This is a genomic window from Subtercola frigoramans (genome assembly GCF_016907385.1).
In the GTDB taxonomy this organism is placed as follows: domain Bacteria; phylum Actinomycetota; class Actinomycetes; order Actinomycetales; family Microbacteriaceae; genus Subtercola; species Subtercola frigoramans.
On sequence record NZ_JAFBBU010000001.1, the window covers coordinates 2114402 to 2141191 of the forward strand.

24 protein-coding genes are annotated in these 26790 nt (G+C 63.7%); 10 read left to right on the forward strand and 14 right to left on the reverse strand.

The window, feature by feature from the left end; all coding sequences use genetic code 11:
- Positions 1 to 16: 16 nt before the first annotated feature.
- Positions 17 to 1309: a dienelactone hydrolase family protein gene (locus JOE66_RS09930; protein ID WP_205109023.1), complete on the reverse strand. Its 1293-nt coding sequence runs from the start codon at positions 1307 to 1309 to the stop codon at positions 17 to 19.
- A gap of 113 nt (positions 1310 to 1422) precedes the next feature.
- Between JOE66_RS09930 and cls the strand changes: the two genes are divergently transcribed.
- Positions 1423 to 2895, forward strand: a complete 1473-nt coding sequence (cls, locus tag JOE66_RS09935) for a cardiolipin synthase (protein ID WP_205109025.1) — start codon at positions 1423 to 1425, stop codon at positions 2893 to 2895.
- Positions 2896 to 2980: 85 nt separating this feature from the next.
- Here cls and glgX read toward each other — a convergent pair whose 3' ends face one another.
- Positions 2981 to 5032, reverse strand: coding sequence for a glycogen debranching protein GlgX (glgX, locus tag JOE66_RS09940; RefSeq protein ID WP_205109028.1), 2052 nt, complete (start codon positions 5030 to 5032; stop codon positions 2981 to 2983).
- Positions 5033 to 5259: 227 nt separating this feature from the next.
- On the opposite strand from glgX, the gene JOE66_RS09945 reads away from it, so the two are divergent.
- The 4 genes from JOE66_RS09945 to JOE66_RS09960 all read left to right on the forward strand — a co-directional run bounded on the left by JOE66_RS09945 (position 5260) and on the right by JOE66_RS09960 (position 9179).
- Positions 5260 to 6291: an acyl-CoA dehydrogenase family protein gene (locus JOE66_RS09945; RefSeq protein ID WP_239518273.1), complete on the forward strand. Its 1032-nt coding sequence runs from the start codon at positions 5260 to 5262 to the stop codon at positions 6289 to 6291.
- Positions 6285 to 7664, forward strand: coding sequence for a PIG-L family deacetylase (locus tag JOE66_RS09950; protein ID WP_205109030.1), 1380 nt, complete (start codon positions 6285 to 6287; stop codon positions 7662 to 7664). The genes JOE66_RS09945 and JOE66_RS09950 overlap by 7 nt, the downstream gene beginning before the upstream one ends.
- Before the next feature lie 5 nt (positions 7665 to 7669).
- On the forward strand, positions 7670 to 8404 hold the full coding sequence (locus JOE66_RS09955) for a glycosyltransferase family 2 protein (RefSeq protein ID WP_205111853.1): 735 nt from the start codon (positions 7670 to 7672) through the stop codon (positions 8402 to 8404).
- Between the two features lie 229 nt (positions 8405 to 8633).
- Positions 8634 to 9179, forward strand: a complete 546-nt coding sequence (locus JOE66_RS09960) for a Dps family protein (RefSeq protein WP_205109033.1) — start codon at positions 8634 to 8636, stop codon at positions 9177 to 9179.
- A gap of 185 nt (positions 9180 to 9364) precedes the next feature.
- Here JOE66_RS09960 and dhaM read toward each other — a convergent pair whose 3' ends face one another.
- The 4 genes from dhaM to trpD form a co-directional block, all read right to left on the reverse strand.
- Positions 9365 to 10096 carry a dihydroxyacetone kinase phosphoryl donor subunit DhaM gene (gene dhaM, locus JOE66_RS09965; RefSeq protein WP_307827148.1) on the reverse strand — a complete coding sequence of 244 codons (732 nt, stop codon included), beginning with the start codon at positions 10094 to 10096 and terminating at the stop codon, positions 9365 to 9367.
- Between the two features lies 1 nt (position 10097).
- Positions 10098 to 10763, reverse strand: a complete 666-nt coding sequence (dhaL, locus tag JOE66_RS09970; RefSeq protein WP_205109036.1) for a dihydroxyacetone kinase subunit DhaL — start codon at positions 10761 to 10763, stop codon at positions 10098 to 10100.
- Between the two features lie 7 nt (positions 10764 to 10770).
- The gene (gene dhaK, locus JOE66_RS09975; protein WP_205109039.1) at positions 10771 to 11772 is read right to left on the reverse strand and encodes a dihydroxyacetone kinase subunit DhaK; all 1002 of its coding nucleotides are present in this window, start codon (positions 11770 to 11772) and stop codon (positions 10771 to 10773) included.
- Positions 11773 to 11939: 167 nt separating this feature from the next.
- Positions 11940 to 12992: an anthranilate phosphoribosyltransferase gene (gene trpD / locus JOE66_RS09980; RefSeq protein ID WP_205109042.1), complete on the reverse strand. Its 1053-nt coding sequence runs from the start codon at positions 12990 to 12992 to the stop codon at positions 11940 to 11942.
- A 103-nt stretch (positions 12993 to 13095) separates the two neighbouring features.
- Here trpD and ctaE point away from each other — a divergent pair, with 103 nt between their 5' ends.
- From ctaE to qcrB, 4 genes are all read left to right on the forward strand, one after another.
- Positions 13096 to 13725: an aa3-type cytochrome oxidase subunit III gene (gene ctaE, locus JOE66_RS09985; RefSeq protein ID WP_307827149.1), complete on the forward strand. Its 630-nt coding sequence runs from the start codon at positions 13096 to 13098 to the stop codon at positions 13723 to 13725.
- A gap of 68 nt (positions 13726 to 13793) precedes the next feature.
- Entirely contained in the window at positions 13794 to 14588 is a 795-nt protein-coding gene (gene qcrC / locus JOE66_RS09990) for a cytochrome bc1 complex diheme cytochrome c subunit (protein ID WP_205109045.1), read from the forward strand.
- A 68-nt stretch (positions 14589 to 14656) separates the two neighbouring features.
- Positions 14657 to 15751, forward strand: coding sequence for a cytochrome bc1 complex Rieske iron-sulfur subunit (qcrA, locus tag JOE66_RS09995; protein WP_205109047.1), 1095 nt, complete (start codon positions 14657 to 14659; stop codon positions 15749 to 15751).
- The gene (gene qcrB / locus JOE66_RS10000; RefSeq protein ID WP_205109050.1) at positions 15748 to 17385 is read left to right on the forward strand and encodes a cytochrome bc1 complex cytochrome b subunit; all 1638 of its coding nucleotides are present in this window, start codon (positions 15748 to 15750) and stop codon (positions 17383 to 17385) included. The genes qcrA and qcrB overlap by 4 nt, the downstream gene beginning before the upstream one ends.
- A 536-nt stretch (positions 17386 to 17921) precedes the next feature.
- Here qcrB and JOE66_RS10005 read toward each other — a convergent pair.
- The 5 genes from JOE66_RS10005 to JOE66_RS10025 form a co-directional block, all read right to left on the reverse strand.
- Entirely contained in the window at positions 17922 to 18338 is a 417-nt protein-coding gene (locus tag JOE66_RS10005) for a cytochrome c oxidase subunit 4 (protein ID WP_205109053.1), read from the reverse strand.
- 1 nt (position 18339) lies between these two features.
- On the reverse strand, positions 18340 to 20049 hold the full coding sequence (gene ctaD, locus JOE66_RS10010) for an aa3-type cytochrome oxidase subunit I (protein ID WP_205109055.1): 1710 nt from the start codon (positions 20047 to 20049) through the stop codon (positions 18340 to 18342).
- Between the two features lie 9 nt (positions 20050 to 20058).
- On the reverse strand, positions 20059 to 20964 hold the full coding sequence (gene ctaC, locus JOE66_RS10015; RefSeq protein ID WP_205109057.1) for an aa3-type cytochrome oxidase subunit II: 906 nt from the start codon (positions 20962 to 20964) through the stop codon (positions 20059 to 20061).
- Between the two features lie 209 nt (positions 20965 to 21173).
- Positions 21174 to 21548, reverse strand: coding sequence for a HesB/IscA family protein (locus tag JOE66_RS10020; protein ID WP_205109059.1), 375 nt, complete (start codon positions 21546 to 21548; stop codon positions 21174 to 21176).
- Positions 21549 to 21717: 169 nt separating this feature from the next.
- Entirely contained in the window at positions 21718 to 23154 is a 1437-nt protein-coding gene (locus JOE66_RS10025) for a dipeptidase (RefSeq protein ID WP_205109061.1), read from the reverse strand.
- A gap of 59 nt (positions 23155 to 23213) precedes the next feature.
- Between JOE66_RS10025 and JOE66_RS10030 the strand changes: the two genes are divergently transcribed.
- Positions 23214 to 23780, forward strand: a complete 567-nt coding sequence (locus tag JOE66_RS10030) for a DUF3043 domain-containing protein (RefSeq protein WP_205109063.1) — start codon at positions 23214 to 23216, stop codon at positions 23778 to 23780.
- A gap of 119 nt (positions 23781 to 23899) precedes the next feature.
- Here the strand turns inward: JOE66_RS10030 and JOE66_RS10035 are convergent, their stop codons facing one another.
- From JOE66_RS10035 to hisD, 3 genes are read right to left on the reverse strand one after another with little or no spacing between them, the layout of a single operon-like run.
- On the reverse strand, positions 23900 to 24952 hold the full coding sequence (locus JOE66_RS10035; RefSeq protein WP_205111857.1) for a quinone-dependent dihydroorotate dehydrogenase: 1053 nt from the start codon (positions 24950 to 24952) through the stop codon (positions 23900 to 23902).
- A 12-nt stretch (positions 24953 to 24964) separates the two neighbouring features.
- Entirely contained in the window at positions 24965 to 25438 is a 474-nt protein-coding gene (nrdR, locus tag JOE66_RS10040; protein WP_205109065.1) for a transcriptional regulator NrdR, read from the reverse strand.
- 12 nt (positions 25439 to 25450) lie between these two features.
- A complete protein-coding gene (gene hisD / locus JOE66_RS10045; protein WP_205109067.1) occupies positions 25451 to 26758 on the reverse strand; it encodes a histidinol dehydrogenase in 1308 nt (435 codons plus the stop codon).
- Positions 26759 to 26790: the final 32 nt, after the last annotated feature.

Sequence of the window (26790 nt, forward strand, 5' to 3'; positions counted from 1 at the left end):
CGGCAGGCGGATCAGGTCACGCGAAGATCTCGTCGAAGAAGACCTGCATGGCGATCCACGATCGGTAGTCCGCGAGGGCATCGAACTGCGCCCCGAACTCCGGTGAATTCGCATCGGGCAAGGTGAAGGCGTGCATCGCCCCGCTGTACGTGACGAGCTGCCAATCCGGAGCCTTGGCCGATCGCAGTTCGTTCTCGAACCGCACGACGGAGTCATCGGGCACCACGGGGTCGTTCCCGCCGGTCAGCACGAGCAGGCGAGTGCGAATGTCATCTTCATCAGCAGGATGGCGAGTGTCGAGTCGACCATGGAACGAGACCACCCCCGAAACAGCACTGCCGGAGCGCGCCAGCTCCAGTGCGCCCGAGCCGCCGAAGCAGTAGCCCATGACGGCCACCCGAGAGGTGTCGACGCCCGGCTCCGCCCAGAGTCGCTTGAGGTTCACCTTCATGCGGGCACGAAAGAGTTCGGGGTCGTCGTAGTACTTCGCTGCTTCGACGGGTGCCTTCTGCGAACTGAGGTGGGCGCCACCACCGTAGACGTCACCTGCGAGTGCCACGTAGCCCAATCGTGCGAGCATCTGTGCGCGCACTCTGACGTGATCGTTGAGGCCGGTCCAGTCGGAGATGATCAGGACACCGGGAAGCAACCCCTCCGCGTCGGCAGGCTTTGCAACGAAGCCACCGAACTCGATGCCGTCGGCTCGATACCGGAGCTCTGCCGTGGTGATCGCAAAGGATTCTTCGACCGAATCCAGCATCGCCGCCAATGCGTCGGAGAGCGGTTGATCATAACTGACCGGCATCGAGGAACCGGGCTCCGTCTTGATCACGTCGCGGCTGCGCGGAGGCTCGTCCTCTGCTGTCACGCGCACCGCCTTCGGGCCGGTGATCTTCACCGACGGTGCCGCCACGGCTTCGCCAGAGTCGGCCCTGACCCAGCGAGTGACCAGCCGCACGAACGACTCGAGCCGATCATCCACCTCGGCCTGGTCGTGAAAGCTCACCGTGCCCCGGTCGCCGGTCACCCAGCTGACCAGGCCGCTCTCGTCGTCGAAGGAGAAGCCGTCGTCCGCTTTCACCTTCGAGCCGCGGTGCAGGATGATCTGCACACGATCTCGCGTGCGGAGGTTGAACGTGACTCGGTCTTCGCCGGCGAAGATGAAGCTGGGGGCATTCCACTTCAGGTGCTCGGTGATCGCTTCGTCCGACTGCAACACTGCGAGTCGGAGCTGGGCGACCTGGGCTTTGAAAGGGTGATCGAGCCCCCGGAGGAACGCGTCGATCTCACTGGTCTGGTTTGACGACATGACTCAACTGTGGCCTGCGAGGCCGCGCCGATCAACTGTCGGCGACCATCCACAGCGAAATCGTAGCGAAACGCCCCTCCCCCACGCGGCCTGCTCACCGACATAATGAAGGAGTGACCGGGGAACAGATAACCATTCTTGTGCTGGTGCTGTCGCTTCTTCTCGATCTTGCCGTTCGGTTCGCCGCCATCATCATCGTGCCGCGCAACCGTCGGCCTTCGGCGGCGATGGCCTGGTTGCTCGCCATCTTTCTCATCCCCTATCTCGGAGTTGCCTTCTTTCTGCTCATCGGCAGCTACAAACTGCCGAAGAAGAGGCGCGAGAAACAGGCCGCGATCAATAGTTTCATCATCGAGACCACCAAGGGAATCGAGCTGGTCAGCGACGACAAGCCCTGGCCCCAGTGGCTGCGGTCTGTTGTGCACCTGAATCGCGAGCTTGGTGCGATGCCTTTGGTCGGCGGCAACACCGCCACGCTGATCGGCGACTACGCCGGGTCGATCAGAGCGATGACGGATGCAGTGAACCAAGCGAAGACATTTGTGCACTGCGAGTTCTACATCATTGCACTCGACCCAGTGACGGCCGATTTCTTCGCAGCTCTTGAGGCTGCTGTGAAACGCGGGGTGACGGTGCGGGTCCTTCTGGACCATGTCGCTTCGATTCGGACCTCCACCCATCGGGAGACCTTCAGGAAGCTCACCGAGATCGGCGTTCTCTGGCACTTCATGCTCCCCGTGCAGCCGCTGAAGGGCAAATGGCAGCGGCCCGATCTGCGTAACCATCGCAAACTGCTCGTCATCGACGGCACACTGGGCTTCATGGGCTCGCAGAACCTGATCGACCGAAGTTACAACAAGAAGAGCAACATTCGGCGCGGCCTGAAGTGGCAGGATCTGATGACCTGCGTTCACGGCCCGATCGTGAGCGGCATCAACGCCATCTTCATCACCGACTGGTACAGCGAGACGAACGAGCTGCTCGATCGCGAGACGGTGCAGATCGCCGACGAGATCATCGACACCTCTCCCTCAGCGCTCGACTGCCAACTGGTGCCGAGCGGGCCCGGTTTCGACGGCGAGAACAACCTGCGCCTGTTCCTCGCGCTGATGTACTACGCGCAGCAGAAGGTCATCATCACGAGCCCCTACTTCGTGCCCGACGACTCGATGCTGTATGCAATCACCACAGCGTGCCAGCGCGGCATCGAGGTCCAGTTGTTCGTCTCGGAGATCGGCGACCAGGCCGGGGTCTACCACGCGCAGCGCTCCTATTACGAGGCACTGCTGCGTGCAGGAGTCACGATCTGGCTCTACCAGGCGCCGTACATCCTGCATGCGAAGCACTTCACGATCGACGACGACATCGCGGTCATCGGTTCGAGCAACATGGACATCAGGTCGTTCAGCCTGGACTTCGAGATCTCACTGATGGTACGCGGTGCGACATTCGTTCAGGAGATGCGCGCGGTCGAAGACGGCTACCGGGAGCTCAGCCGCGAGCTCACTCTCGAGGAATGGATGAAGCAGCCCCTCCGCTCCACGATTCTCGACAACCTCGCACGATTGACCTCGTCGCTGCAGTGACGCAACGCCGGTTGAGTAGCCCGGCGTAGCTGGGCGTATCGAAACCCCCACGCGTCGGGGCTTCGAAACGCGCATACGCCGGTACTCAACCAGCGCGGCTCCGAAGAAGGGTGAACGAGCATCCGCGAACGATGAGAGTCGTCACGTCGCCCTCGACAGACTGCTCGGGGTCGCTCGAGAGGGAGAGCTCCCACTCCGAGTTCGGTGCAGCTGGAACAGTGAATTCGACGCCATTCTCTGCGGAGTTGAGTAACAGGGCGAAAGCATCGCTGCCAGGGTGAGCCAGAACGAAACTGATCGAACGGGCATCCGGATTCTGCCAGTCGGCGTCGGTGAAGCCTTCAGCGTCTGAACGATCGACGGCAACGGTGTCGGGGCCACCCACGTCGGGAGCCTGCCGGAACCAGGCCGGCCGGAGCGCCGGGTTCTCAGCCCGCAACGCGATCAACACCCTGGTGAACTCGAACAGTTCGTGGTCGGCGTTCTTCCAGTCGAACCACGAGATCTCGTCGTCCTGACAGTATGCGTTGTTATTCCCGCCCTGGGTACGGGCGATCTCGTCTCCGCCGAGAATCATCGGCACTCCGGCTGAGAGCAGGAGCGTCGCAAGAAGGTTGCGGCGCAGAATGTCGCGGCGGGTGTTGACCGCCTGGTCGTCGGTCGGGCCCTCAGCGCCGCCGTTCGACGAACGGTTGTCGCTCTCGCCATCTTCGTTGTCTTCGCCGTTGGCTGCGTTGTGCTTCTGGGTGTACGAGGTGAGGTCTGCCAGCGTGAAGCCGTCGTGGGCGGTCACGAAGTTCACGCTCGACAGCGGTGAACGCCGGTCTGCTTCGTAGACATCGGGACTGCCGAGGACGCGCTGCGAGAGCGTACCGAGCACACCGTCGCTGCCGTTCCAGAAATCGCGGACATCGTCCCGGAATTTTCCGTTCCACTCCGACCAGTCGGCCGGAAAGCCGCCGACCTGGTAACCCGCGGTGTCCCAGGGCTCCGCGATCATCTTGACCGGTGCGAGCACGGGGTCCTGGGCGATCAGGGTGAGGAACGCTGAATGCAGCTCCGCATCGCCGCCCTGCCTGGTGAGAGTCGTCGCCAGGTCGAAGCGGAACCCATCGACGTGCATCTCGGTGACCCAGTAGCGCAGCGAGTCCATGATGAGTCCGAGGGCCGTGGGGTGACCGACATTGAGCGAGTTTCCGGTGCCCGTTGTGTCGAAATACGAAGCCCGGTCGTCTTCGACGAGGCGATAGTACGCGGCGTTGTCGATGCCCTTGAACGACAGCGTCGGGCCCAGGTGATTGCCCTCTGCCGTGTGGTTGTAGACCACGTCGAGGATGACCTCGAGTCCTGCCTGGTGCAGCGCCTTCACCATGGCCTTGAACTCTGGCACCTGTGCACCACCATCTCCACCCGATGCGTACTCGCCGTGAGGAGCGAAGAAGCCGATGGAGTTGTAACCCCAGTAGTTGCGAAGTCCCTTCTCGAGCAGGTGGCTGTCCTGCACGAACTGGTGCACAGGCATGAGTTCGACGGCAGTGACCCCGAGGTCGGTGAGGTGCTTGATTGCTGCGGGATGAGCCAGTCCGGCGTACGTTCCGCGAATCTCCTCGGGAACGTCGGGGTGGAGTTTCGTGAACCCCTTCACATGCGTCTCGTAGATGATCGTCTCTGCGAGCGGGGTTCGAGGTGCGCGATCCTCACCGTCGGCGTTCCAGTCGAATGCAGGGTCGGTGATGATGCAGCGCGGAGTCGACGGCGCAGAGTCGCTGTCGTCGCGGTTCTCCGGTTCGTTCATGTCGTGGCCGAAGACTTCCTGGCCCCACGTGTATTCACCCTCGATCGCGGTGGCGTGCGGGTCGAGAAGGAGCTTGTGAGGGTTGTGCCGCAACCCGTTCGCGGGATCCCACGGCCCGTCGACCCGGATGCCATACCGCGTGCCGACGTCCGCGCCGGAGACGAATCCGTGGAACACGTGCCCGGTGCGTTCGGAGAGCCGGGTTCGTGTCTCGAGCCCCTCGGTATCGAAGGTGCAGAAGTCGACGGAGTCTGCTGTTTCGGAGTAGACAGCGAACGAAATGCCCCCCTCCCGCAGAGTGACGCCAAGGGGATATGGGAGCGAGGTGGAAGCGGAGGGCATGAATTCATCTTGGACGAAACACCCTTCCCGGCCACAACTCGCACGGGAGGCTTGACACTGGACCATTCTTCGTGCGCGCGCAAGGGGTCAGCCTTCGTTTCGATCTGCATTCCCCCCGGTTCTACAGTGAATCGACGGGCCGCGCTCAGCCAGAGCCGGGTGGCGAGCGCACAACGGTAGAAGCAAGGCGGCCGGGTTCTGGTCGCCGAAGGATCGGAGTTCGAAAGATGTCCAGTTCCCCGGGTGCAGTGACGTTCACGTCGTTCTCCCCTCGGCGGTCGCACAGTCCGCTGGTGGACTCCGCCCTCACCGACCCAGCTGAAACCCTCCTCGATGCTCTGAACCTCGCGAGGAGACTCGGGGCCCACAGCGTGTTTCCCGGTGAAGGGCGAACAGCTGAACTCTGGGAGGCGCAAGCCACCGTCGCCGCACGGGACCTCGGAGTAGCCCGGGCGGTCGAGCCACATCTGGATGCCCTGGCCATCCTCCACCAGGCGGACGCAGACGACCACGCAGGCACCGGCACGTGGGGAGTCTTCGCGTCCGAAGGCGGCGGCACTCCCCTGATGGAACGAAACGGTTGTCTCGACGGTACCAAGCCCTGGTGTTCCCTCGCCGATCGACTGGACCACGCACTCGTCTCGGCCTCCGTCGCCGACAGTGAGGAGAGACAGTTGTACTCCGTTTCCCTCCGGGATGAAGGTGTGACAGTCCTCTCCGGCCACTGGCACGCGCGGGGGCTCATCGAGATACCGAGCGGCCCCGTCAGGTTCTCCGCCGTGGCGGCCACCGAAGTGGGCGATCGGGGGTGGTATCTCAACAGGCCCGGATTCTCCTGGGGCGGCATCGGAGTTGCCGCCTGCTGGTACGGCGGCGCTGTGGGTCTCGCGCGAACGCTCTTTGCTGCCACGCACGCATCAGCTGGCCCCTTCATGCTCGCGCATCTCGGTGCGGTGGATGCCCGGCTGAGCGATGCCCGACGCGCCCTCGCCGAAGCGGCAGCACTCGTCGACGAGGGCTACGCAACCGGGAACGATGGCAGGCTTCTCGCCCTGCGGGTTCGCGACACGGTCGCCGACGCGTGCGATGAGGTCCTTCGGCGTGTCGGGCGCGCACTCGGACCGAGTCCGCTGGCCGATGACGCAGCACACGCGAAACGCGTGGCCGATCTCACCCTCTACCTTCGCCAGCATCACGCGGAGAAGGATGAGGCGGCGCTCGGCTCGCAACTCCAGCAAGGCGTGACCCAGCCGTGGTGAGCTTCGATGCCCGTGACGCTGGCACCTCCCAGGCGGTCTGGCAATCAGATCCGCGCCTGGATTCGCTTGGAGACCTGGAGCTCGATGGGTTCGATCGAGTGGTCGTCGTCTCCGCTCATCCTGACGATGAGACTCTGGGAGCCGGCGGATTGATTGCCGAGTGCGCACTGCGATCAATCGAGGTCAGCGTGATCGTTGTGACAGACGGCAGCGCGTCCCACCCCGGGTCACCATCGTTCGACCGTGAGGCTCTGGCCCGCTGGCGCGAGGGGGAGGTACGCGAGGCCATCACGATTCTCGCCCCGCACGCATCCATCAGAACGCTCGCGTTCGAAGACGGCAACGTCGACGCCGCCGTCCCGGCGATTCGCGATGCCGTGTCTCTCGCAGTGGGCACGGATGCGGGCGAGACGGTTCTGCTTGTTGCACCCTGGCGCGGAGACGGCCACCACGACCATGAGCTCGTCGGGCGTATTGCCGCCGAGATTTCGAGCTCGTCAGGGTGCGGCCTTGCGGAATATCCGATCTGGATGTGGCACTGGGCGAACCCTGACGATCCCGCCATGCCCTGGGATGACCTCGCATCGCTGCAGCTGAGTCCATCCTCCCTTGCAGCGAAGACCAGGGCCGTCTCCGCACACCGCTCGCAGGTGGCGCCCCTGTCTGACCAGCCCGGTGACGAGGCCCTTCTGCGCCCCGATTTCCTCGAACACTTCACGCGCCCATCGGAGATCTTCGTGGTCAGCTCGCCGGAGTCTCACCGCGTATCGCTCACGACCCTTCCGGCGGCCTACTTCGACGAGACCTACGACCTGCATCCCGACCCGTGGGGCTTCACCGACCGCTGGTACGAGGAACGCAAACGCGCGGTGACCGTTGCCTCACTCCCCCAGCCGCGTTATGGCTACGGACTGGAGATCGGCTGCTCGATCGGTGTGCTCACGCAGGAACTTGCAGCCCGCTGCGATCGGCTGCTCGGTGTCGACATCTCTGAGGCCGCCGTCGCCCGGGCCTGCGAGCGACTCGTCGAGACGCCGAATGTCGAGGTGCAGGTGATGGATGTCGGGAAGGAGTTCCCGTCAGGCTCGTTCGACCTCGTGGTGCTCTCTGAAGTCGGTTACTACTTCAGCCCCGACCGACTCGACGGTGTTCTTCACGATATCGAAGTCTCCCTGACTCCCGAGGGGACTCTTGTCGCCTGCCACTGGCGATACCCGGTCGGCGACTATCTCCAGAGCGGAGACGAGGTTCACCGGAGGATCGCGGCGAACCGCAGCTGGCACAGCGTATCGCGGCACGAAGAGAAGGACTTCGTACTCGAAGTGTTCACGCTCGACGGGCGATCGGTCGCTGAACAGACAGGCCTGCGGTGAAAGAGATGCGAGGGCTGGCGATCGTCATCCCGGCGCGAAACGAGGAGGAGCTCATTGGCCCCTGTCTCGAGTCTCTGCGAGCGTCGGCCCTCTTCGCGCATCGAACCCCGGGAGGGTGTTCACCACGGCTCCAGGTCGTGGTGGTCATCGACGGTTCAGTCGACCGGACGTCAGCGATTGCGGGGACATTCTCTGATGTGACTGTTGTCGAAATGGAGTCGTCTGACCGGGGCAACGTCGGTCGCGCGCGGGCCTCGGGCGTCGTCGTCGCGCTCGACCATTTTCGGGAGGAACCCGCGCATTCGGTCTGGATCGCGAACACCGACGCCGACTCCCAGGTACCACTGAACTGGGTCGCCCGGCACATGGAGCTGGCCGAGCTCGGTGCTGACGTGGTGCTCGGCACCGTCCGGCCCAACTTCGACGACCTGTCGAAAGCGCAGATCCGCGCGTGGACCCAGACGCATTCCGGCAGCCAGCCGACCGGTCGCATCTACGGCGCCAATCTCGGAATACGGGCAGACGTCTACCGTGCAGCAGGAGGCTTCTCCCCTGTCACCGAACACGAAGACGTCGATCTGGTGACCCGTGCCCGGGCATGCGGTGCCTCGATCATCGAGACCCGTGACCACGAGGTGCTGACATCCGGCCGCCGCACCGGTCGCACTCCCGGCGGCTTCGCCGGATACCTCCGCTCACAGCTGAGCATGCCCTCGAGTTCGAGCTACGCCGAGGCGTGAGCACTGCGACCCGCAGACATGCGAGCGCGGCAGCCTCCGCCTGGCTTCCAGACGACACAGACGAAAGCGCCGGTATTCGACGCCCGACCCGGGCTCCTTGTCAAGCACCCCCGATCATCCTCGGGAACCTGGATCGACCGGCGTAGCCTCGAATCATGGACCAGGTCGGGTTCGGCTCTGTCGCAACGATCTGACCCCTCACACCTCTCAACCGAAAGGACGACAATCCATGTCAACGGCCACAATCAAGCGAGATGTGCACGTTCCCGTCGATGGTGGCGCAAAGAGCACCCGTCGCCAGAACGCAGAACGCGGCTTCAAGGCCCCGAAGGAATTGACCGATTCCCTCCAGCAGGTGCTCGTCGACCTCGTCGAGCTGCACGTGCAGGGCAAGCAGGCGCACTGGAACGTCGTGGGAAAGAACTTCAGGGACCTGCACCTGCAGCTTGACGAGATCATCGATTCGGCTCGAGAATTCAGCGACATGGTTGCTGAGCGCATGCGTGCCCTTCATGCAGTTCCGGATGGTCGGAGCGACACCGTCGCCGCGACCACGACGTTGCCCGAGTACCCCAACGGTGAAATCGACACTTCGGAGACGGTCGACCTCGTTACAGCGCGGATCGAAGCGGTCGTCGGAACGATGCGCGACGTGCACGACACCGTCGACGATGCGGATCCGACAAGCGCCGACATCCTCCATGCTGTCATCGAGAAGCTCGAACAGTACGCGTGGATGGTCTCAGCGGAGAACCGCAGGGCGACCAAGAAGTAAGTGAGCGCGGCGGGCGCCCTGAACAGGCGCTCGCCCCAAGCGCGGCACGATGAGCGCGGCGGGCGCCCTGAACAGGCGCTCGCCCCAAGCGCGGCACGATGAGCGCGGCGGGCGCCCTGAACAGGCGCTCGCCCCAAGCGCGGCACGATGAGCGCGGCGGGCGCCCTGAACATCCGGCGCAGGACTCAGGGTTCTCCGAAACCGCTCTCGATGAGAGCAGCCAGCGCGTCGAGGGCACCCGTGCCGTCGGAGTCCGCAGTCACGAGAGTGGCTGTGGTGCCACGCACGAGGCCGAGCGACATGATTCCCAAGAGACTCTTGGCGTCCTTCCCGTTGATGGTGACCTTCGCGGAGAAGGTGTTGGCTAACTTCACGAACTCGGCGGCAGGTCTCGCGTGCAGGCCGTCCTTGTTGACGATCTCGACCGTTCTGGTCAGGGTGTCCTTCATCGTCCGGGAATCCGGCTGGGTGGCGGCGGCAGCAGCATGCTCCTCCGGGGTCGCCGGTTCTGCCCGGCTCAGAGTGCCCCGTGCGGACTCCCCCGCTGCGACGACGTCGTCGAGCGAGCCGCCGGACTCGGCAGTGACAGACGCGGCCACCGCCCCTTCGACGAGCGGAGCATCCACGATTCTCACCCGGGAACGTACTTCGTCGTCGAGAAAGTCGAGCGCGGTCTCCGCAGTGAGGATCGCTGAGCCCAGATCGCACAGCACGACGACGCCCTCGCCGGAGTCGACCTGCCCGATGGCCGCCAGGACCTTGTCGAAACTCGTGCCGATGCCGCCCTCGTCGGTGCCGCCCGCCGGAGCCAGCGCCGTGTTCGGTGCCATCTGCGAGGCGAGTTCGATCAGGCCCTCTGCGATTTTCACACTGTGCGAGACGAAAACCAGACCGACCTTGCCGGCAACTGCCGTCACGTCAGTTCTCCGACCCGGCGGCGGGAACGAAGTCGGCCGCAGCCGTATCCGCAGCAGCACGGATGATCAGCGCAGACGATTGCGCGCCCGGGTCACGATGCCCGATGGCCCGTTCGCCCAGATAGCTTGCGCGGCCCTTGTGGGCAATCAGGGGCTCGGTCGATTCGGCACCGGCTGCAGCGGCGTCGGCAGCTGCCTGGAGGATCTCGACCTCGTTCCGGCCATCTGCCAGGGCTGCAGCTGCAGCGTCGACCGCGGGGGTCCACGAGTCGATCATCGTCTTGTCGCCCACCTCGGCTTTGCCGCGCAGAACGGCTCCGTCGCGCGCAGCAGTGAGCATCGCCACCAATGCGGCGCCATCGAGCTCCGGCTCCTTGCCGACGGCCACCGATGCCTTGAGGTAGGCCGTGCCGAGCAGTGGGCCCGAAGCGCCTCCCACAGTCGAGATGAGCGTCGTCGCAACGAGTTTGAGGGCATCACCCGGCACGGCATCCGGAGGCAGGTCGCCGAGCTTGGCCATCACCGCGGAGAACCCCCTGTCGAGGTTCTCCCCGTGGTCGCCGTCGCCGATCTCGCGGTCGAGGGTGATCAGTTCGACTCGGTGTTCCGCGACGACGCGCGCGCTCTCTGTGACCCAGTCCCTCACCCAGGTGATGCCCAAACTCATGCTTCGTCTACCTTCCCCACCGGAGCGCAGCGGTCTGCACTGGTGCATCCCACAGTCCGGTCAGTTCGTCGTCCAGTTTCAATACCGTAATCGACGCACCCTGCATTTCAAGGGAGGTCACGAAATTGCCGACGAGTGTTCTCGTGACGGTGATGCCCTGCGCAGCCAGTACCTCGGCTGCGCGTCGGAACATGATGTAGAGCTCGACGAGGGGCGTTCCACCCATACCATTCACGAACAACAGCACCGAGTCGCCGGATGCGAATGGCAGGTCTTCGAGGATGGGTTCGAGCATGCGGTCCACAATGGCATCGGCCGGTTCGAGCTTGATCCGTTCGCGGCCAGGTTCGCCGTGGATTCCGATCCCGATCTCGATTTCGTCTTCGTCGAGCGTGAAGCTGGGCTCGCCGGCGTGGGGAACGGTCGGGGCCGTGAGGGCGATACCCAGGGTGCGCGTCTGGGCGTTGACCTTCGTGGCGACGGCGGCCACAGCATCCAGATCGTCGCCCCGTTCGGCGGCGGCACCGGCGATCTTCTCGACCAGCACAGTGCCTGCGACACCACGGCGGCCAGCTGTCCACGTCGAGTCCTTGACGGCGACGTCGTCGTCGACGATGACCGTGCGCACGTCGATTCCCTCGGCGGCAGCGAGGTCGGCAGCGGTTTCGAAGTTGAGAACGTCGCCGGTGTAGTTCTTGACGATGTGAAGGACACCTGCTCCCCCGTCGACGGCGATCGTCGCTGCGAGAATCGGATCGGGCGTCGGGGAGGTGAAGATCGGCCCGGGAACGGCCGCGTCGAGCATGCCGAAGCCGACGAAACCGCCGTGAAGGGGCTCGTGCCCGCCGCCACCGCCGCTCACCAGCGCGACTTTTCCCTTGACCGGTTCATCGACTCGAAGGATGTAGACGGGGTCGAGTGAAATGGTGACCAGATCGGGATGAGCCGCGCCGAAACCGGCGACGGACTCGGTGACGACGTCTTTCGGGTCGTTGATGATTTTCTTCATTGAAAGTCCTATCTCTGGAGCGATCTTTCGAGGCCACCATCACGAAAGAGGGGTCTCGTCCGAGCTAAACCTACGCCCAATGCAATGCCGGGGAACAGGGGTCTCGATTGTTCGAACATCTGTGCACGAAGCGGCATTTCCGTTGGCCCCTGGCGGCCTATCAGCCCTCAGGACTGCGTTGCAGAAATCCAGGTGTCGAGTTTCTCAGCGGCGTCACCGGAGTCGATCGCAGTAGCTGCGGTGATCATCCGTGCAGCAAGACGCTCGACGATGCCGCGTTGGACCTGTGCCGGGTCGCGTGCAAGGTCGAACGCGACGAGGCCGGCGGCCGCATTCAGCAGCACGATGTCGCGCACGGGGCCTGTCTCACCAGCCATGACTCGACGCACCGTTGCTGCGTTCTCCATCGGGCTGCCGCCCCGGAGGTCGTCGATCGACGAGCGCTGGAGCCCGAGTTCGCGGGGGTCGACATCGTGCTCGGTCACGGCGCCGCGGGAAACCTCCCAGACGTGGCTGTGGCCTGTCGTGGTGAGTTCATCGAGCCCGTCGTCACCACGGAGAACGAGCGCCGTCGCACCTCGGGTGCGGAACACGCCGACAAACAGCGGGACGCGATCGAGTTGCGCCACACCGACGACCGAGGCCTCCGGCCGCGCGGGATTCACCAGGGGCCCGAGGTAGTTGAACACGGTTGGGATGCCGAGCTCGCCGCGAACCGTCGCGGCGTGGCGGAACCCGGGGTGGAACTTCGCCGCAAACGCGAAGGTGATGCCGGCGTCGAGGAGTACCCGTGCCACCTCGGTGCTTTCGAGCGCAAGGTTGAGGCCGAGGGCGGAGAGGACATCGGACGAGCCGGAGAGCGAACTCGCTGCCTTGTTACCGTGTTTCACGACCGGCACGCCGGAAGCGGCACAGACGATCGAGGCCATTGTCGATACATTCACCGTGCCGAAACGGTCGCCGCCGGTGCCGACGATGTCCAGCGCGAATGGGTCCACGGCGAGAGGCACAGCATGGTCGAGGATTGCATCGCGAAAGCCGACGATCTCATCGACCGTCTCCCCTTTTGCCCGGAGGGCGACGAGGAATCCCGCCAGTTGGGCCGATGTGGCGGAACCCTGCATGACCTCGTTCATCGCCCACGTGGCGTCGGACACAGACAGGTCGTGCTGCTCCAGCAGCGACGAGATGATGCTGGGCCAACTCTGTTCAGGTGCCATATCTGCGATCATAAACGGTCCCTCAACCCGGACACGCCGGGCTCGACTTCTACAGAGTGTGGAAATGCCAAACACGGGGTGAGAAATCGGACATAATGGAACCGTGACGAGCAACTCGCTGACCCAAACATCCTCCGCGCCGCTGGTGCAGCGGCCCAATGTCGTGGCCGTTGGCACGATCGTCTGGCTCGGCAGTGAGGTGATGTTCTTCGCCGGCCTCTTCGCGATCTACTTCACTCTGCGGTCGACGTCTCCCGAGTTGTGGAGCATCGAGACCACACACCTGAACGTACCGTTCGCAACCGTGAACACGCTGATCCTGGTGTCCTCGTCATTCACATGCCAGTTCGGAGTGTTCGCAGCCGAACGACTGCAGTCGCGTGCAACAGGCTGGAAGCCCACGCAATGGGGAATGGTCGAGTGGTTCTACCTCACCTTCATCCTCGGCGCACTGTTCGTCTCCGGCCAGGCCTGGGAGTACGCAAACCTGGTCCAGGACGGCATCACCATCAGCTCCTCCGCCTATGGTTCGGCGTTCTACCTCACAACGGGGTTCCACGCGCTGCACGTCACCGCGGGTCTCTTCACCTTCCTTCTCATGATCGGCCGGGCATTCGCCGTCAAGAACTTCGGTCACCGCGAAGCCACCAGTGCGATCGTGGTCTCCTACTACTGGCACTTCGTCGACGTGGTCTGGATCGGCCTCTTCCTCGTGATCTACGTGCTCAAGTAGCTCATCGCACGATCCGTCGCACATGCATGCTCCTTTCGAAAGACCCGCACCAAAAGAGAGTTGAGAGAATGGCCCGCAATTCCAGGAAAGCGAACAGACGACACCCCCTCGCTACCGTCGTTCTGATCGCAATCGGGCTTGCCTTCACCGGCGGCGGTTACGCGCTGTTCACCAGCACGGCCACAGCCCAGTCCGCAACGGCAGCCACCTCGCAGTCCTCAGTCGACGAGGGCAAGAAGCTGTTCGCCGCCAACTGTGCCACGTGCCACGGCATGAACCTCGAGGGCTCAGCAGCGGGTCCAAGCCTGCTCGGCGTCGGTGCAGCATCCGTTGACTTCCAGGTCGGAACGGGTCGCATGCCCCTGGCCATGTCGGGGCCGCAGGCCATGCAGAAGCCTCCGCAGTTCACTGCTGAGCAGACGCAGGCACTCGCCGACTACGTCGCCTCACTATCGCCTGGCCCGGCCATCCCGGCTGAGGAACAACTGACAGCAAACGGCAACGCGACCAACGGTGGAGAGCTCTTCCGCATCAACTGCGCCATGTGCCACAACGTCGCCGGTGCCGGTGGCGCCCTGACCGAGGGCAAGTTCGCGCCCGAGTTGACCGGGGTCGACTCCAAGTACATCTATGAGGCCATGCTCACTGGCCCGCAGAACATGCCCGTCTTCAACGATCACAACATCACGCCTGAAGACAAGCGCGACATCATCACGTACCTCAAGTACCTGCAGAGCAACCCGTCTCCGGGCGGCTTCGAACTCGGAAATCTCGGCCCCGTAGCCGAAGGGCTCTTCATCTGGATCTTCGGAATCGGCGCAGTCGTCGCTCTGACGGTCTGGCTGACCGCCAAGTCGAACTAGCCCAGCATCAACCCAGCTCAACAGCACCAGCAGACCCACATTTCTTGACAGGCTCGAAAGGGAACACCATGGCACACGACGACAGCAGCGGCTCAGAGCTCGCCGCTCCCTCGTCTGGAGCAGCGGCGGGCACGGCAGTCGAACGTGCTGGCACTGCCGAGTCGAACGGTGGCCTCGCCGTCATCACGACCGACACCTTTCCCGATCCGGGAATGCCGCCGCATCGGCCCAGGGTCACAGACCTCGACCCGAAGAAGGCGCGGACTGCCCAGCGGGCCGTCTACACACTCTTCTACCTGTCGGTCGCGGGTAGCGTCTTCGCCCTGGCCGCCTACATGGCGTTTCCGATCGAAGACGGCGACCCCGGTGCGCTCCGCCTGAACACCGTCTTCCTCGGGCTCGGCATCACGCTCGCGCTCATGGGTATCGGCCTCGGCGCGGTTCACTGGGCCAAGACGCTCATGGCAGACCACGAGGGAATCGACGTTCGTCACCCCGTTCGCGGCACGCCGGAGACCCGCACCCGTGCCGTGGAGATCTTCGACGACGCGAACAAGGAGTCCGGCTTCGGTCGCCGCACCCTCATCCGAAACAGCCTCATCGGCGCACTCGTGGCGTTCCCGCTACCGGCAGTCATCCTGTTCCGCGGTCTCGGCCCCCAGTTCGACAACCCTGCCTCCCTGCTCGAGACCACGATGTGGAAAGCCGGTGCACGGCTCACGCTCGACCCCTCCGGTCTTCCGATCAAGGCGTCAGACGTCACACTCGGCTCCGCATTCCACATCATCCCTGAGGGCCTCAATGAGATGCCCGACAGACTTGAGCAGAAGGCGAAAGCTGCTGTTCTGCTCATGCGCGTCAACCCGGCCGACCTCAATGTGAGCCCCGGCCGAGAGACGTGGAATTACGACGGCATCGTCGCATATTCCAAAATCTGCACACACGTCGGATGCCCGGTGGCACTCTTCGAACAGCAGACCCACCATCTGCTCTGCCCGTGCCACCAGTCCACCTTCGACGTGAACAACGAGTGCAAGGTCATCTTCGGCCCGGCCAAGCGCGCCCTGCCCCAGCTGCCCATCACCGTTGACGGTGAGGGTTACCTCATCGCACAGAGTGATTTTCTCGAACCAGTTGGTCCTAGTTTCTGGGAGCGTTCATGAGCACCATCGAAAGAACTCCGGCACCTCAGGTGCCGGAGAACACCGGCCCCGAACTGGCCGACACGAAGCAGGCCGGCTTCACGGCCTGGACGGCGAACTACATCGACGAGCGCACGAGCATCTCCGCGGTGGTCAAGGAGTTCGGTCGAAAGATCTTCCCCGACCACTGGTCGTTCATGCTCGGCGAGGTCGCTCTGTACAGCTTCGTCGTCATCATCCTCACCGGAACGTTCCTGACCTTCTTCTTCCAGGCATCCATGGTGCCGGTGGTCTATGACGGCAGCTTCGTGCCACTCAAGGGCGTCGAGATGTCTGCGGCGATGAACTCCACGCTGAACATCTCGTTCGACCTCCGTGGTGGCCTGCTCATCCGCCAGATCCACCACTGGGCCGCTCTCATGTTCATCGCCTCCATCGGCCTGCACATGCTGCGCATCTACTTCACCGGTGCCTTCCGCAAGCCGCGTGAGCTCAACTGGGTGATCGGTTTCGTGCTGTTCATCCTGGCACTCGGCGAGGGCTTCACCGGGTACTCGCTTCCTGACGACCTGCTCTCAGGAAACGGTCTTCGCATCATCGACGGAATGGTGAAGGGATTCCCCTTCGTCGGAACCTGGATCTCGTACCTGATCTTCGGTGGTGAGTTCCCTGGTGGTGACATCGTCGGTCGTCTGTACACCGTGCACATCCTGCTGTTGCCTGCGATCATCGTGGCCATGATCGCACTGCACCTGGTCTTCGTCGTCGTGCACAAGCACACGCAGTACGCAGGTCCCGGCAAGACCAACCAGAACGTCGTCGGCTACCCCGTTCTGCCGGTCTACGCTGCCAAGGCCGGGGGGTTCTTCTTCCTCGTCTTCGGTGTCATCGCGTTGATCGCCTCGTTCTTCACGATCAACCCGATCTGGAACTACGGCCCCTATGACCCCTCCCCCGTCTCTGCCGGAACCCAGCCAGACTGGTACATCGGTTTCGCCGACGGTGCCCTCCGACTGGTTCCGACGGGTCTCGAATCGGTGATCTGGGGCCACACGTACTCGTGGAACATCCTGATTCCGGTCGCAGTGCTCGGCCTGTTCATCCTCACGGTCCTGATTTATCCGTTCATCGAGTCGTGGGTCACTGGCGACAAGCGGGAGCACCACATACTCGACCGTCCGCGGAACGCCCCGACGCGCACCGCAATCGGAGCCGCCGGCGTTACCTTCTACGCCGCACTGTGGGCTGCCGCAAGTTCCGACCTCATCGCAACGCACTTCCAGCTTTCGATCGAATCGGTGATCCACGCCATCCAGGCCACATTGATCATCGGACCGATCATCGCGTACCACATCGCGAAGCGCGTATGCCTGGCCCTTCAGAAGAAGGACCGCGAGATCGCGCTCCACGGCTTCGAGTCGGGTCGTATCGTCAGGCTCCCGGGCGGTGAGTACATCGAGGTTCACCAGCCCGTCGACGAGTACGAGCGCTGGCGCCTGGTCGGCTACAACGAATACAAGCCCCTCATGATCCGCCCGAACGCCCAGGGCAAGATCACTGGCGCCCAGCGCCTGCGTGCCGGCATGTCGAAGTGGTTCTTCGAGGATCGTATTGCCCCCGTGGCCAAGTCCGAGGTGGAGCGCCAGCACCACTGATCGACCCGCACGTCTGAACGAGAGAAGCCCCTCACCCGCATCGGTGAGGGGCTTCTCTCGTTGTGGCAGACTAGGCGGGGCCCGCAACTCAGGAGAAAACCCCTCCCCTTGCGCCCGATTGCGGTTTAGCGGGGGCATCCAAAGCCTGCTGTGGCCCGCACCAGCCTCGATCGCCGATGCTCCGTGCAGCGCGGAGTCCCGACGTCCTCACTGGACTACGCAGGTGGTCCGCCCCTCAGGCGCTCTGAAGGGCCGCAGTCGGCGCGCGCAACACCCTGAACGCCGAACCCGTGGAAGCACGTGCCTGCTGCCACATGTCACGTCGACCGACACCATCGTGAGGCCGTCGCGCCCAGTAGCGACGCGTGCGCGGGACTCAATTTGGACAAGTGGACTCAGATCGATGGAGAACACACCAACAAGAGCTGACCACGACATCCCATGCCGAACCCGCAGAAACAGAAGAACCCCTGCTTGCCATCCACCTCAGGAGAGGGAGAAGCGAGCAGGGGTTCTCTGACGATCTGAGAGACGGCCTAGCGGGCGAAATATCCGCGGTAGTACTCGTAGGTCCAACCGACGATCGCGATGAGCACGATGGCAACACCGATGAAGCTGATCCAGGTGCCGACAGCGAGGCCGGTGAGGAAGATAGCCAGTGCGGCAGCCATGATGATCGGCCACCAGCTCCACGGGCTGTAGAAGCCCATTTCTGGGTCACCGTCGTCGATATTCGAGTCGGTCAGGTCTTCAGGCAGCTCACCGCCCTGCGCCGCGTGAACACGGGCTAGGTAGAAGGCCAGGAATGCCGCCAGGATCGCACTCAGCGCGATGGCCAGCGTACCGACCCACTCGACCTTGCCGTAGGAGATGAGCGACCAGAAGGTGTAGATCGCGTCGGCGAGAATGAAGAAGCCGCCGAGAATCCAGAAGATGTTGATATTGGCGCGCATGTCACTTCACCTTGTCTGACGCAATGTCACGAACGGGCGCGTCAGGAGCGTCTTTCGCCGGCCCGACTCCGACAGGAACACCCGCTTCTGGGTGGTTCAGGTCAAAGGCAGGAGACTCACTTCGGATACGGGGAATCGAGGTGAAGTTGTGCCGAGGCGGCGGGCAGGACGTCGCCCACTCGAGCGAGCGGCCATAGCCCCACGGGTCGTTCACGGTCACCTTGGGCGACTTGCGTGCGGTGATGTAGACATTCAGGAAGAACGGGATCATCGACGAGGCGAGCAGGAAGGCGCCAATCGTTGAGATCTGGTTCATCCAGGTGAAACCGTCGTCGGGTGAATACGTCGCATAGCGCCTCGGCATGCCGACCACACCGAGCCAGTGCTGGATCAGGAAGGTGGTGTGGAAGCCGATGAACAGGAGCCAGAAGTGCCACTGCCCGAGCTTCTCGTTCAACATCTTGCCGGTCCACTTCGGCCACCAGAAGTAGAAGCCACTGAACATGGCGAACACAACGGTGCCGAAGACCACGTAGTGGAAGTGGGCAACCACGAAATAGCTGTCTGAGACGTGGAAGTCCAGCGGGGGTGATGCCAGGATGACACCGGTCAGGCCACCGAACGTGAACGTGATCAGGAACCCGATCGCCCACATCATTGGCGTCTCGAACGTGACCGAGCCGCGCCACATCGTGCCGACCCAGTTGAAGATCTTCACACCGGTCGGTACCGCGATGAGCATCGTCATCAGCGAGAAGAACGGCAGCAGCACAGAACCAGTGACATACATGTGGTGCGCCCACACGGTGACAGACAGAGCAGCAATCGAGATCGTCGCGTAGACGAGTGTCTTGTACCCGAAGATCGGCTTGCGACTGAACACCGGAAGGACTTCGGAGATGATGCCGAAGAACGGCAGCGCGATGATGTACACCTCAGGATGCCCGAAGAACCAGAAGAGGTGCTGCCAGAGGAGCACACCGCCGTTGGCCGCGTCGAAGATGTGTCCGTCGAACACCCGGTCCACGCCGAGCCCGGAGAGCGCAGCGGCTAGGGGCGGGAAGGCCATCAGAACGAGGATCGACGTCACGAGGGTGTTCCACGTGAAGATCGGCATGCGGAACATGGTCATGCCTGGTGCACGCATCGTGATGATCGTGGTGATGAAGTTCACTCCCCCGAGGATGGTGCCGAACCCGCTCAGGACCAGACCGAAGACCCAGAGATTGCCTCCGGCACCGGGAGTGAACGTCGTATTCGACAACGGCGCATAGGCGAACCAACCGAACGAAGCGGCACCCTGTGGGGTGAGGAACCCGGCGACGACGATGGCCGAGCCGAAGGAGTAGAACCAGAAGGCGAGTGCGTTCAGACGCGGGAAAGCGACGTCGGGTGCCCCGATCTGCAGTGGCATGAGCACGTTGGCGAACCCGGCGAAAAGCGGGGTCGCGAACATGAGCAGCATGATCGTGCCGTGCATGGTGAAGAGCTGGTTGTACTGGTCTTTCGTGGCCAGCAGCTGCTCACCCGGCTCGAAGAGCTGGGCGCGGATGACGAGAGCCATCACGCCGCCGAGGCAGAAATAGATGAACGACTCGATCAGGTACATGTACCCGATCGTCTTGTGGTCGGTCGAGGTGATCCACTTGACGAGGATGTTCCCCTTACGCTGTGCTCCGACAGTCATTCGCGGGGCGGTTAGTGTGCTCATCGTCGCCTTCTACTTCGAACTTGTTGTTGATGATGCTGCGCTTGCCCCTGCGGGCTCGATCGGCGATACGACGCCGGGGAGGTTGGAGTTGCGATTGTAGTCGTCTCCGAGTTGACCGACATTGCCCTGTGCAGCGAGTGAAGCCGTGTAGGCGTCGTAGTCGGCCTGCGAGACTACCTTGACATTGAAGAGCATGTTCGAGTGGTACTCGCCGCACAACTCGGCGCACTTACCGGCGAAGGTGCCGATTCGCTCAGGCGTGACATACATGTAGTTGACCTTGCCGGGAATCATGTCTTTCTTGTAGAGAAAGTCGATGACCCAGAAGGAGTGGATGACGTCGCGGGAGTGCAGCTCGATGGTGATCTTCTTGTTGACAGGAAGAACGAGCGTCGGGATCTCGGCTTCGACGAGAGAGCTGTTCGCGTCCGTCGTCTCGGTGTTCGCCTGGACGCCTGCGCTGAAGACGTTCTGGTTGACGTAGTTGAAGTCCCAGGCCCACTGCTTGCCGTAGACCGAGATGACCTGGTCGGGGCTGGCGTACGGCTGTTCGATGTCTGCCTGGTCCTTCGCAGTGAAGGCGAAGAAGCCAAGCACGAGGATCAGTGGCACGATCGTGTAGAAGATCTCGATCGGCATGTTGTAACGCAGCTGGATGGGCAAGCCCGTCTGGCCCTTGCGGCGTCGGAACACCACGACGGCCCAGATCGTGAGGCCCCAGGTGACGATACCTACCGCGAGCAGCACGAGCCACGAGGTCACCCACAGGCCGGTTACCGCGCTCGTGTTGTTGGTGGTGCCCGGGTCTCCGGGGAGGAAGCCGTTCAGCTGCTGCTGGGAGCACCCGGCAAGCGCCAGGCCCATGGTCACCATGACGGGGATGGCAATCCATCTAAGACGTCGTTTCGAGCGCACCTGTAACCCTTCGGATGTACTGCTGGCAGATCTTGTGTCAAGTGTATTTGACGTTGCCCAGCCTACTGCGTCGAACGCCCCATCGATGTGTCACGACGCGAGGGCCGCGCCGGGCGCCTTGGAGCAACAAGTACAGTTAAAGGCTGATGAGGCCGCCTTTTGGCGACCTCATCAGCACAGGTGAAGGGTTTCTACCCTCGGTAGAATTTTTAGTGGAACGAGTCACCACAGGCGCAACTGCCGCCTGCATTGGGGTTGTCGATCGTGAAGCCCTGCTTCTGGATGGTGTCTTCGAAGTCGATGGTTGCGCCGTCGAGGTACGGAACGCTCATCTTGTCGACGATGACCTCGACGCCGTCGTAGTCGACGACACCGTCGCCGTCGAGCTGTCGCTCATCGAAGTAGAGCTGGTAGATCAGGCCCGAGCATCCACCAGGCTGGACAGCCACGCGCAGACGAAGGTCGTCGCGACCCTCCTGGCCGAGCAGGCTCTTGACCTTGGCAGCAGCCTGGTCGGTCAGACCCACTTTGTGCGCTGGGGCGGCGATGACCTCAGCCGGGGCGAGAACAGTTGTGTCGCTCATTGCAACTCCTTAAGGCTAGACGAACCGCAAACAGAAAACCTATGACAGATTCTAAACCGAGAACCTGAGCGAACCCGCTTTCATTCCCGCATTGGCCCTTCGGCTTCTCATGACACCACCGATTGCAGCGAAGTGGTTGTCCTTCACACGATGACGGATGCCCGGCAGATCACCCGCGTTCGCTGAGCGGCGACTCCGCCAGCCGTGCCAGCAACAGCGCCTCGGTGAGGATCGCCCGTCGGAAGACCCCCAGGTGCAGGGATTCATTGGGGCTGTGCGCACGCGTTCCAGGGTCTTCGACGCCCGTCACCAATATCTGCGCGTCGGGAAAGACGCGAACCAGATCGGCGATGAACGGGATGGATCCGCCGACACCGGTCTCGACGGCCGGCACTCCCCAGCCATCGGCCATCGCCCGCTTCGCCTCGGCAACGGCCCACCCTGTGGTGTCGACCAGGAAGGGCTGGCCGGTATCAATATCGCTGATGTCGACGTGGGCACCGAAGGGCACGTGGGTTCGAAGGTGTGCCTCAAGCGCGGTCAGTGCGGAACGGGCATCCTGACCGGGAGCGATGCGGGCGCTCAGCCGAACAGAGACCTTGGGCAGAAGGGTGTTCGAGGCGTTGGCCACGCTGGGCGCATCGATGCCCGTCACGGTGATGGCGGGCTTTGCCCAGAGCCGGGCGAGAATCGGGCCGGTTCCGATGGGGGTCACGCCGTCGAGCAGTCCGGCATCGGCACGAAAACCGGCTTCGGCGATGTCGGGCGTCGGCTGCCCCGACGAGGTGAGCCCGTCGACAGCGACACTGCCGTCATCGTCGTGGAGCGTGGCGAGCAGGCGCACCATCGCGAGCATCGCATCGGGGGCCGCGCCTCCGAACATGCCGGAATGCGAAGCGTGCGCGAGGGTGGAGACGGTGAGCTTGAAGGTGACGTTGCCGCGCAGGCTCACGGTGAGGGCTGGCGTGTCGACGTTCCAGTTGTCGGAGTCGGCGACGATGATGACGTCGGCAGTGAGCGCCTCGCGATTCGCCTCGAGAAAATTGGCGAACGAGCGAGAACCGAACTCCTCCTCCCCCTCGATGAAGGCGACCAGTCCGAGCTCGAGCTCGTCGCCATAGACCTCCGCCAGCGCGCGCACCGCGGCGACGTGAGAGAGCACGCCAGCCTTGTCGTCGGCCGACCCGCGCCCGTACAGTCGGTCGCCGCGAACGGTCGGCTCGAAGGGCGGCGAATCCCAGTCCGCGTCGTCACCGGGCGGCTGAACGTCGTGGTGGGCGTAGAGCAGTACCGTCGGCCTGCCGTTGCGGGCCGCGCGCGTGGCGAGAACGGCCGGCTGGCCGCTTTCACCGGAGTCCGTCAGCGCAGTCGAGACGGTCACCCGCTCGAACATGCCCGTGCCGTCGAACAGGGCGGCAACGGCCTCGGCACTCGCACGCACGTGGCCAGGGTCGAACGCGTCCCACGAGACGGAAGGAATGCGGATGAGGTCGGTGAGGTCGGCCACTGTCGTCGGCAATGCCGCCGCGACAGACGAACGGATGCCCGCCTCGCGTCGCTCCATCGCCTGAGAGTTCCGGTCTGACGTGCTCTGTTGCTCGCTCATACGGGTAATCTTAAGGGGCAGGTTGTCTCTTTCAGCCCGCGGAGCTCAAGGACTGAACTGTGGCCAAGCGAGAAACACCAGCCGAAGTGATCGAGGTTGCAGACGAGTCTGCGGCGAACACCAAGGGTCACGCGACCCCCACCCGCAAGGAGCAGGAGGCGGCGCGCAAGCGTCCGCTCGTTCCGAGCGACCGCAAAGAGGCGGCGCGCTCCGCGAAGACCCAGACCCAGGCGGCCCGCGAACGCGCCCGCATCGGCATGGCAGCTGGCGAGGAGAAATACCTCCTGGCCCGCGACAAGGGCCCGCAGCGTCGCTACGTACGCGACTATGTCGACGCCCGCTTCAGCATCGGCGAGGTCATCATCCCGGTCATGTTCGGTGTCATCCTGCTTACGCTTGTGCCGAACCAGAGCATCCAGACGTACCTCATGCTCGTTCTCTACGGGTTTGTGGTCATTGTCATCGTCGACCTTTACATCATGGGCACGAAGATCAACAATCGGCTCAAAGCTAAATACGGAACGCTTGAGCGCGGCCTTCGCTGGTACGGCGCGATGCGTGCCCTGCAGCTTCGCCCCATGCGCCTGCCGAAACCCCAGGGCAAGCGCGGCCACTTCCCCAGCTGAAGTAGCTGAAAAGTTCCACACAGCGCGGCTTTACCGCGGCCGACTCTCCTGCGCCCGGCCTTTATGCGGCCGGCTCCCCTGAGCCCGGCCCCCCGCGATCGTCTCTAAAGTGCCCGGCTCTATCGTGCTCGCGGCGCGCCCTGGCGCCAGCCGATTCGCAGGAGCCCACGGTTGATCTCGCGCGCCCAGAACGGGCCTCGGTACAGGAAGGCCGTGTACCCCTGCACCAGGGTGGCGCCTGCCGCCAGACGCTCGACGACGTCGGATGCCGTCTCGACCCCGCCCACAGAGATCACGCACAGCTCCGCGGGAACCACCGCACGAACGAGTTTCAGAACCTCGAGCGCACGCGCCGCAACCGGTGGGCCGGACAGTCCGCCCGCCCCAGCCGCCTCGACGATCGACGGGTCGGTCTGCAGCCCGTCTCGCGAGATGGTCGTATTGGTCGCGATTATTCCGTCGAGTCCCAGCGAAACGGCGAGCTCCGAAATGCGGCGCACCTCGTCGTCACTCAGGTCGGGGGCGATCTTCACCAGCAGAGGCACCGAGCCGGCCTCTTCACGCACGGCGGCCAGCAGTGGCGCGAGTTTGTCGAGCTCCTGCAACCCTCTGAGTCCCGGCGTGTTGGGTGAACTCACGTTCACCACGAGATAGTCGGCAACGGGCGCGAGGGCCCTGGCGCTTGACCGGTAGTCGTCGATGGCATCGGCGACGTCGACCACACGGCTCTTGCCGATGTTGATCCCGACGATCGGTCGCCATGGTGCGCTGGTCGTCTGGGCAATGCGAAGGGCCGCGGATGCTGCTCCCCCGTTGTTGAACCCCATGCGGTTGATCACTGCCCGGTCGGGAACCAGCCTGAACAGGCGCGGTTTCTCATTGCCGGGCTGGGCCTTCGCAGTCAGGGTGCCGACCTCCACGTGGCCGAAACCCAGGAGACCGAGGCCCACGATCGCCCTGCCGTCTTTGTCGAACCCGGCTGCGACACCGAACGGAGACTCGAACTCGAGCCCGAGCGCGCGAACAGCGAGCGAGGCATCCGGAGCTGTGTAGCGACGCACGAGCGACGCGAAACCCGATCGGGGAATCGACCTGATGACGTCGAACGCCAGGTGATGGGCGCGTTCAGGGTCGAGCCGCGACAACACGTGGCGAAAGAAGAAGTCGTACACCAAACCGCAGCTCTACTCGGCCGGCGCGGCAGGAGCCGAGGAGTGTTCGACGCGCAACAGCGTGATCGCGGCTTCAAAGTCTTCGAGTGAATCGAATGCCTGGTAGACGCTCGCGAACCGCAGGTAGGCGACCTCGTCGAGCTCACGGAGCGGTTGCAGGATGGCGAGGCCGATGTCGTTCGCCTCGACCTGGGCTGCACCCGTAGAGCGAACAGCCTCTTCGACCCGCTGCGCCAGCACGGCCAGGTCGGAGTCTGTCACGGGCCGACCCTGGCACGCCTTGCGAACACCGTTCATGATCTTCTCGCGACTGAACGGCACGACGACACCACTGCGCTTGATCACGCTGAGACTCGCCGTCTCTGTCGTGCTGAAACGCCGCCCGCAGTCGGGGCACTGTCGTCGCCGCCTGATCGCCACGCCGTCGTCGGTGGTACGCGAATCGACGACGCGCGAATCGGGGTAACGGCAATACGGGCAATACATGGTGCGGCCAGTTTAGCGGGGAAAGCGGGCTGCGACGGCCTCGGCGTGTGCCGGCAGGTTCTCTGAGGTTGCCAGGGCGTGGATGTTCTGGCTCACGGCCTCGAGTGCGTCCCGGTCATACCGGATGACCTGCTGGGGCTTCAGGAAGGTGTAGGCCCCGAGCCCCGAGGAGAAGCGCGATTGGCCGCCCGTCGGCAACACGTGGTTCGACCCCGCGAGGTAGTCGCCGAGGCTAACCGGCGCGTAGGCACCGATGAAGATGGCCCCGGCCGAGTGGATGCCCGCCAGCACGGCATCGGAATCCGCGACCTGGATCTCCAGGTGCTCTGGCCCGTAGGCGTCGCTGAAGCGGGCGGCGGCGGCCAGGTCGTCCACCAGCACGATCGCCGACTGCTGCCCACGCAGAGCGACCAGTACCCGCTCGGAGTGGAGCGTCGAGTTCGCGCAACCTTCAAGTTCAAGTCGAACTTCATCTGCGAATGCTGGTGAGTTCGTCACCAGCACCGCAGCGGCCAGTTCGTCGTGCTCGGCCTGGCTCACCAGGTCGGCCGCAACGTATCTCGCGTTCGCCGTCTCGTCGGCGATGATGAGAATCTCGGTCGGTCCGGCCTCGGAGTCGATCCCCGTGCGCCCGCGAACGAGGCGTTTTGCCGCGGCAACGTAGACGTTGCCCGGCCCCGTGATGATCTGCACGGGTTCGAGCCCGATGTCGGAGACCCCGTAGGCAAGGGCTCCGATTGCGCCGGCCCCGCCCATTGCGTAGACCTCGGTGATACCCAGCAGGCCGGCAGCGCCGAGAATCGTGGGGTGCACCCGGCCGCCGAACTCCACCTGGGGCGGCGAGGCCAGAGCGATCGATTCCACGCCTGCGGCCTGCGCTGGAACAACGTTCATCACCACGCTCGACGGATAGACGGCCTTGCCGCCCGGCACGTAGAGCCCGACCCGGTCGACGGGCTGCCAGCGCTGCTCGACCACAGCTCCGTCGCCCAGGACTGTGCTCTGGGCCGGCGGGATCTGTGCCGCAGTCGCCGAGCGAACACGATCGATCGCCTCTTCGAGAGCAGCTCGAACGTCGGCATCGAGCGTGGCAACGGCATCGTCGATATCGCTCTGCGGAACCCGGATGCTGGCGGCTTCTGCCCCATCGAACCGAACGGCCTGCGCACGCAGGGCCGCGGCCCCACGCTCGCGCACATCATCGATGAGCGCCTCTGCGGCCCCTTGGGCGACGGAGACATCTGTCACCGCCCGCGGTACGAGGTCGAGGAATTCGGCACGGCTCGGGGTCAGTCCCCGTAAGTCAATCGTCTGGATCATGGCTCACCCAGCCTACGGGTTTCGATGCGTCA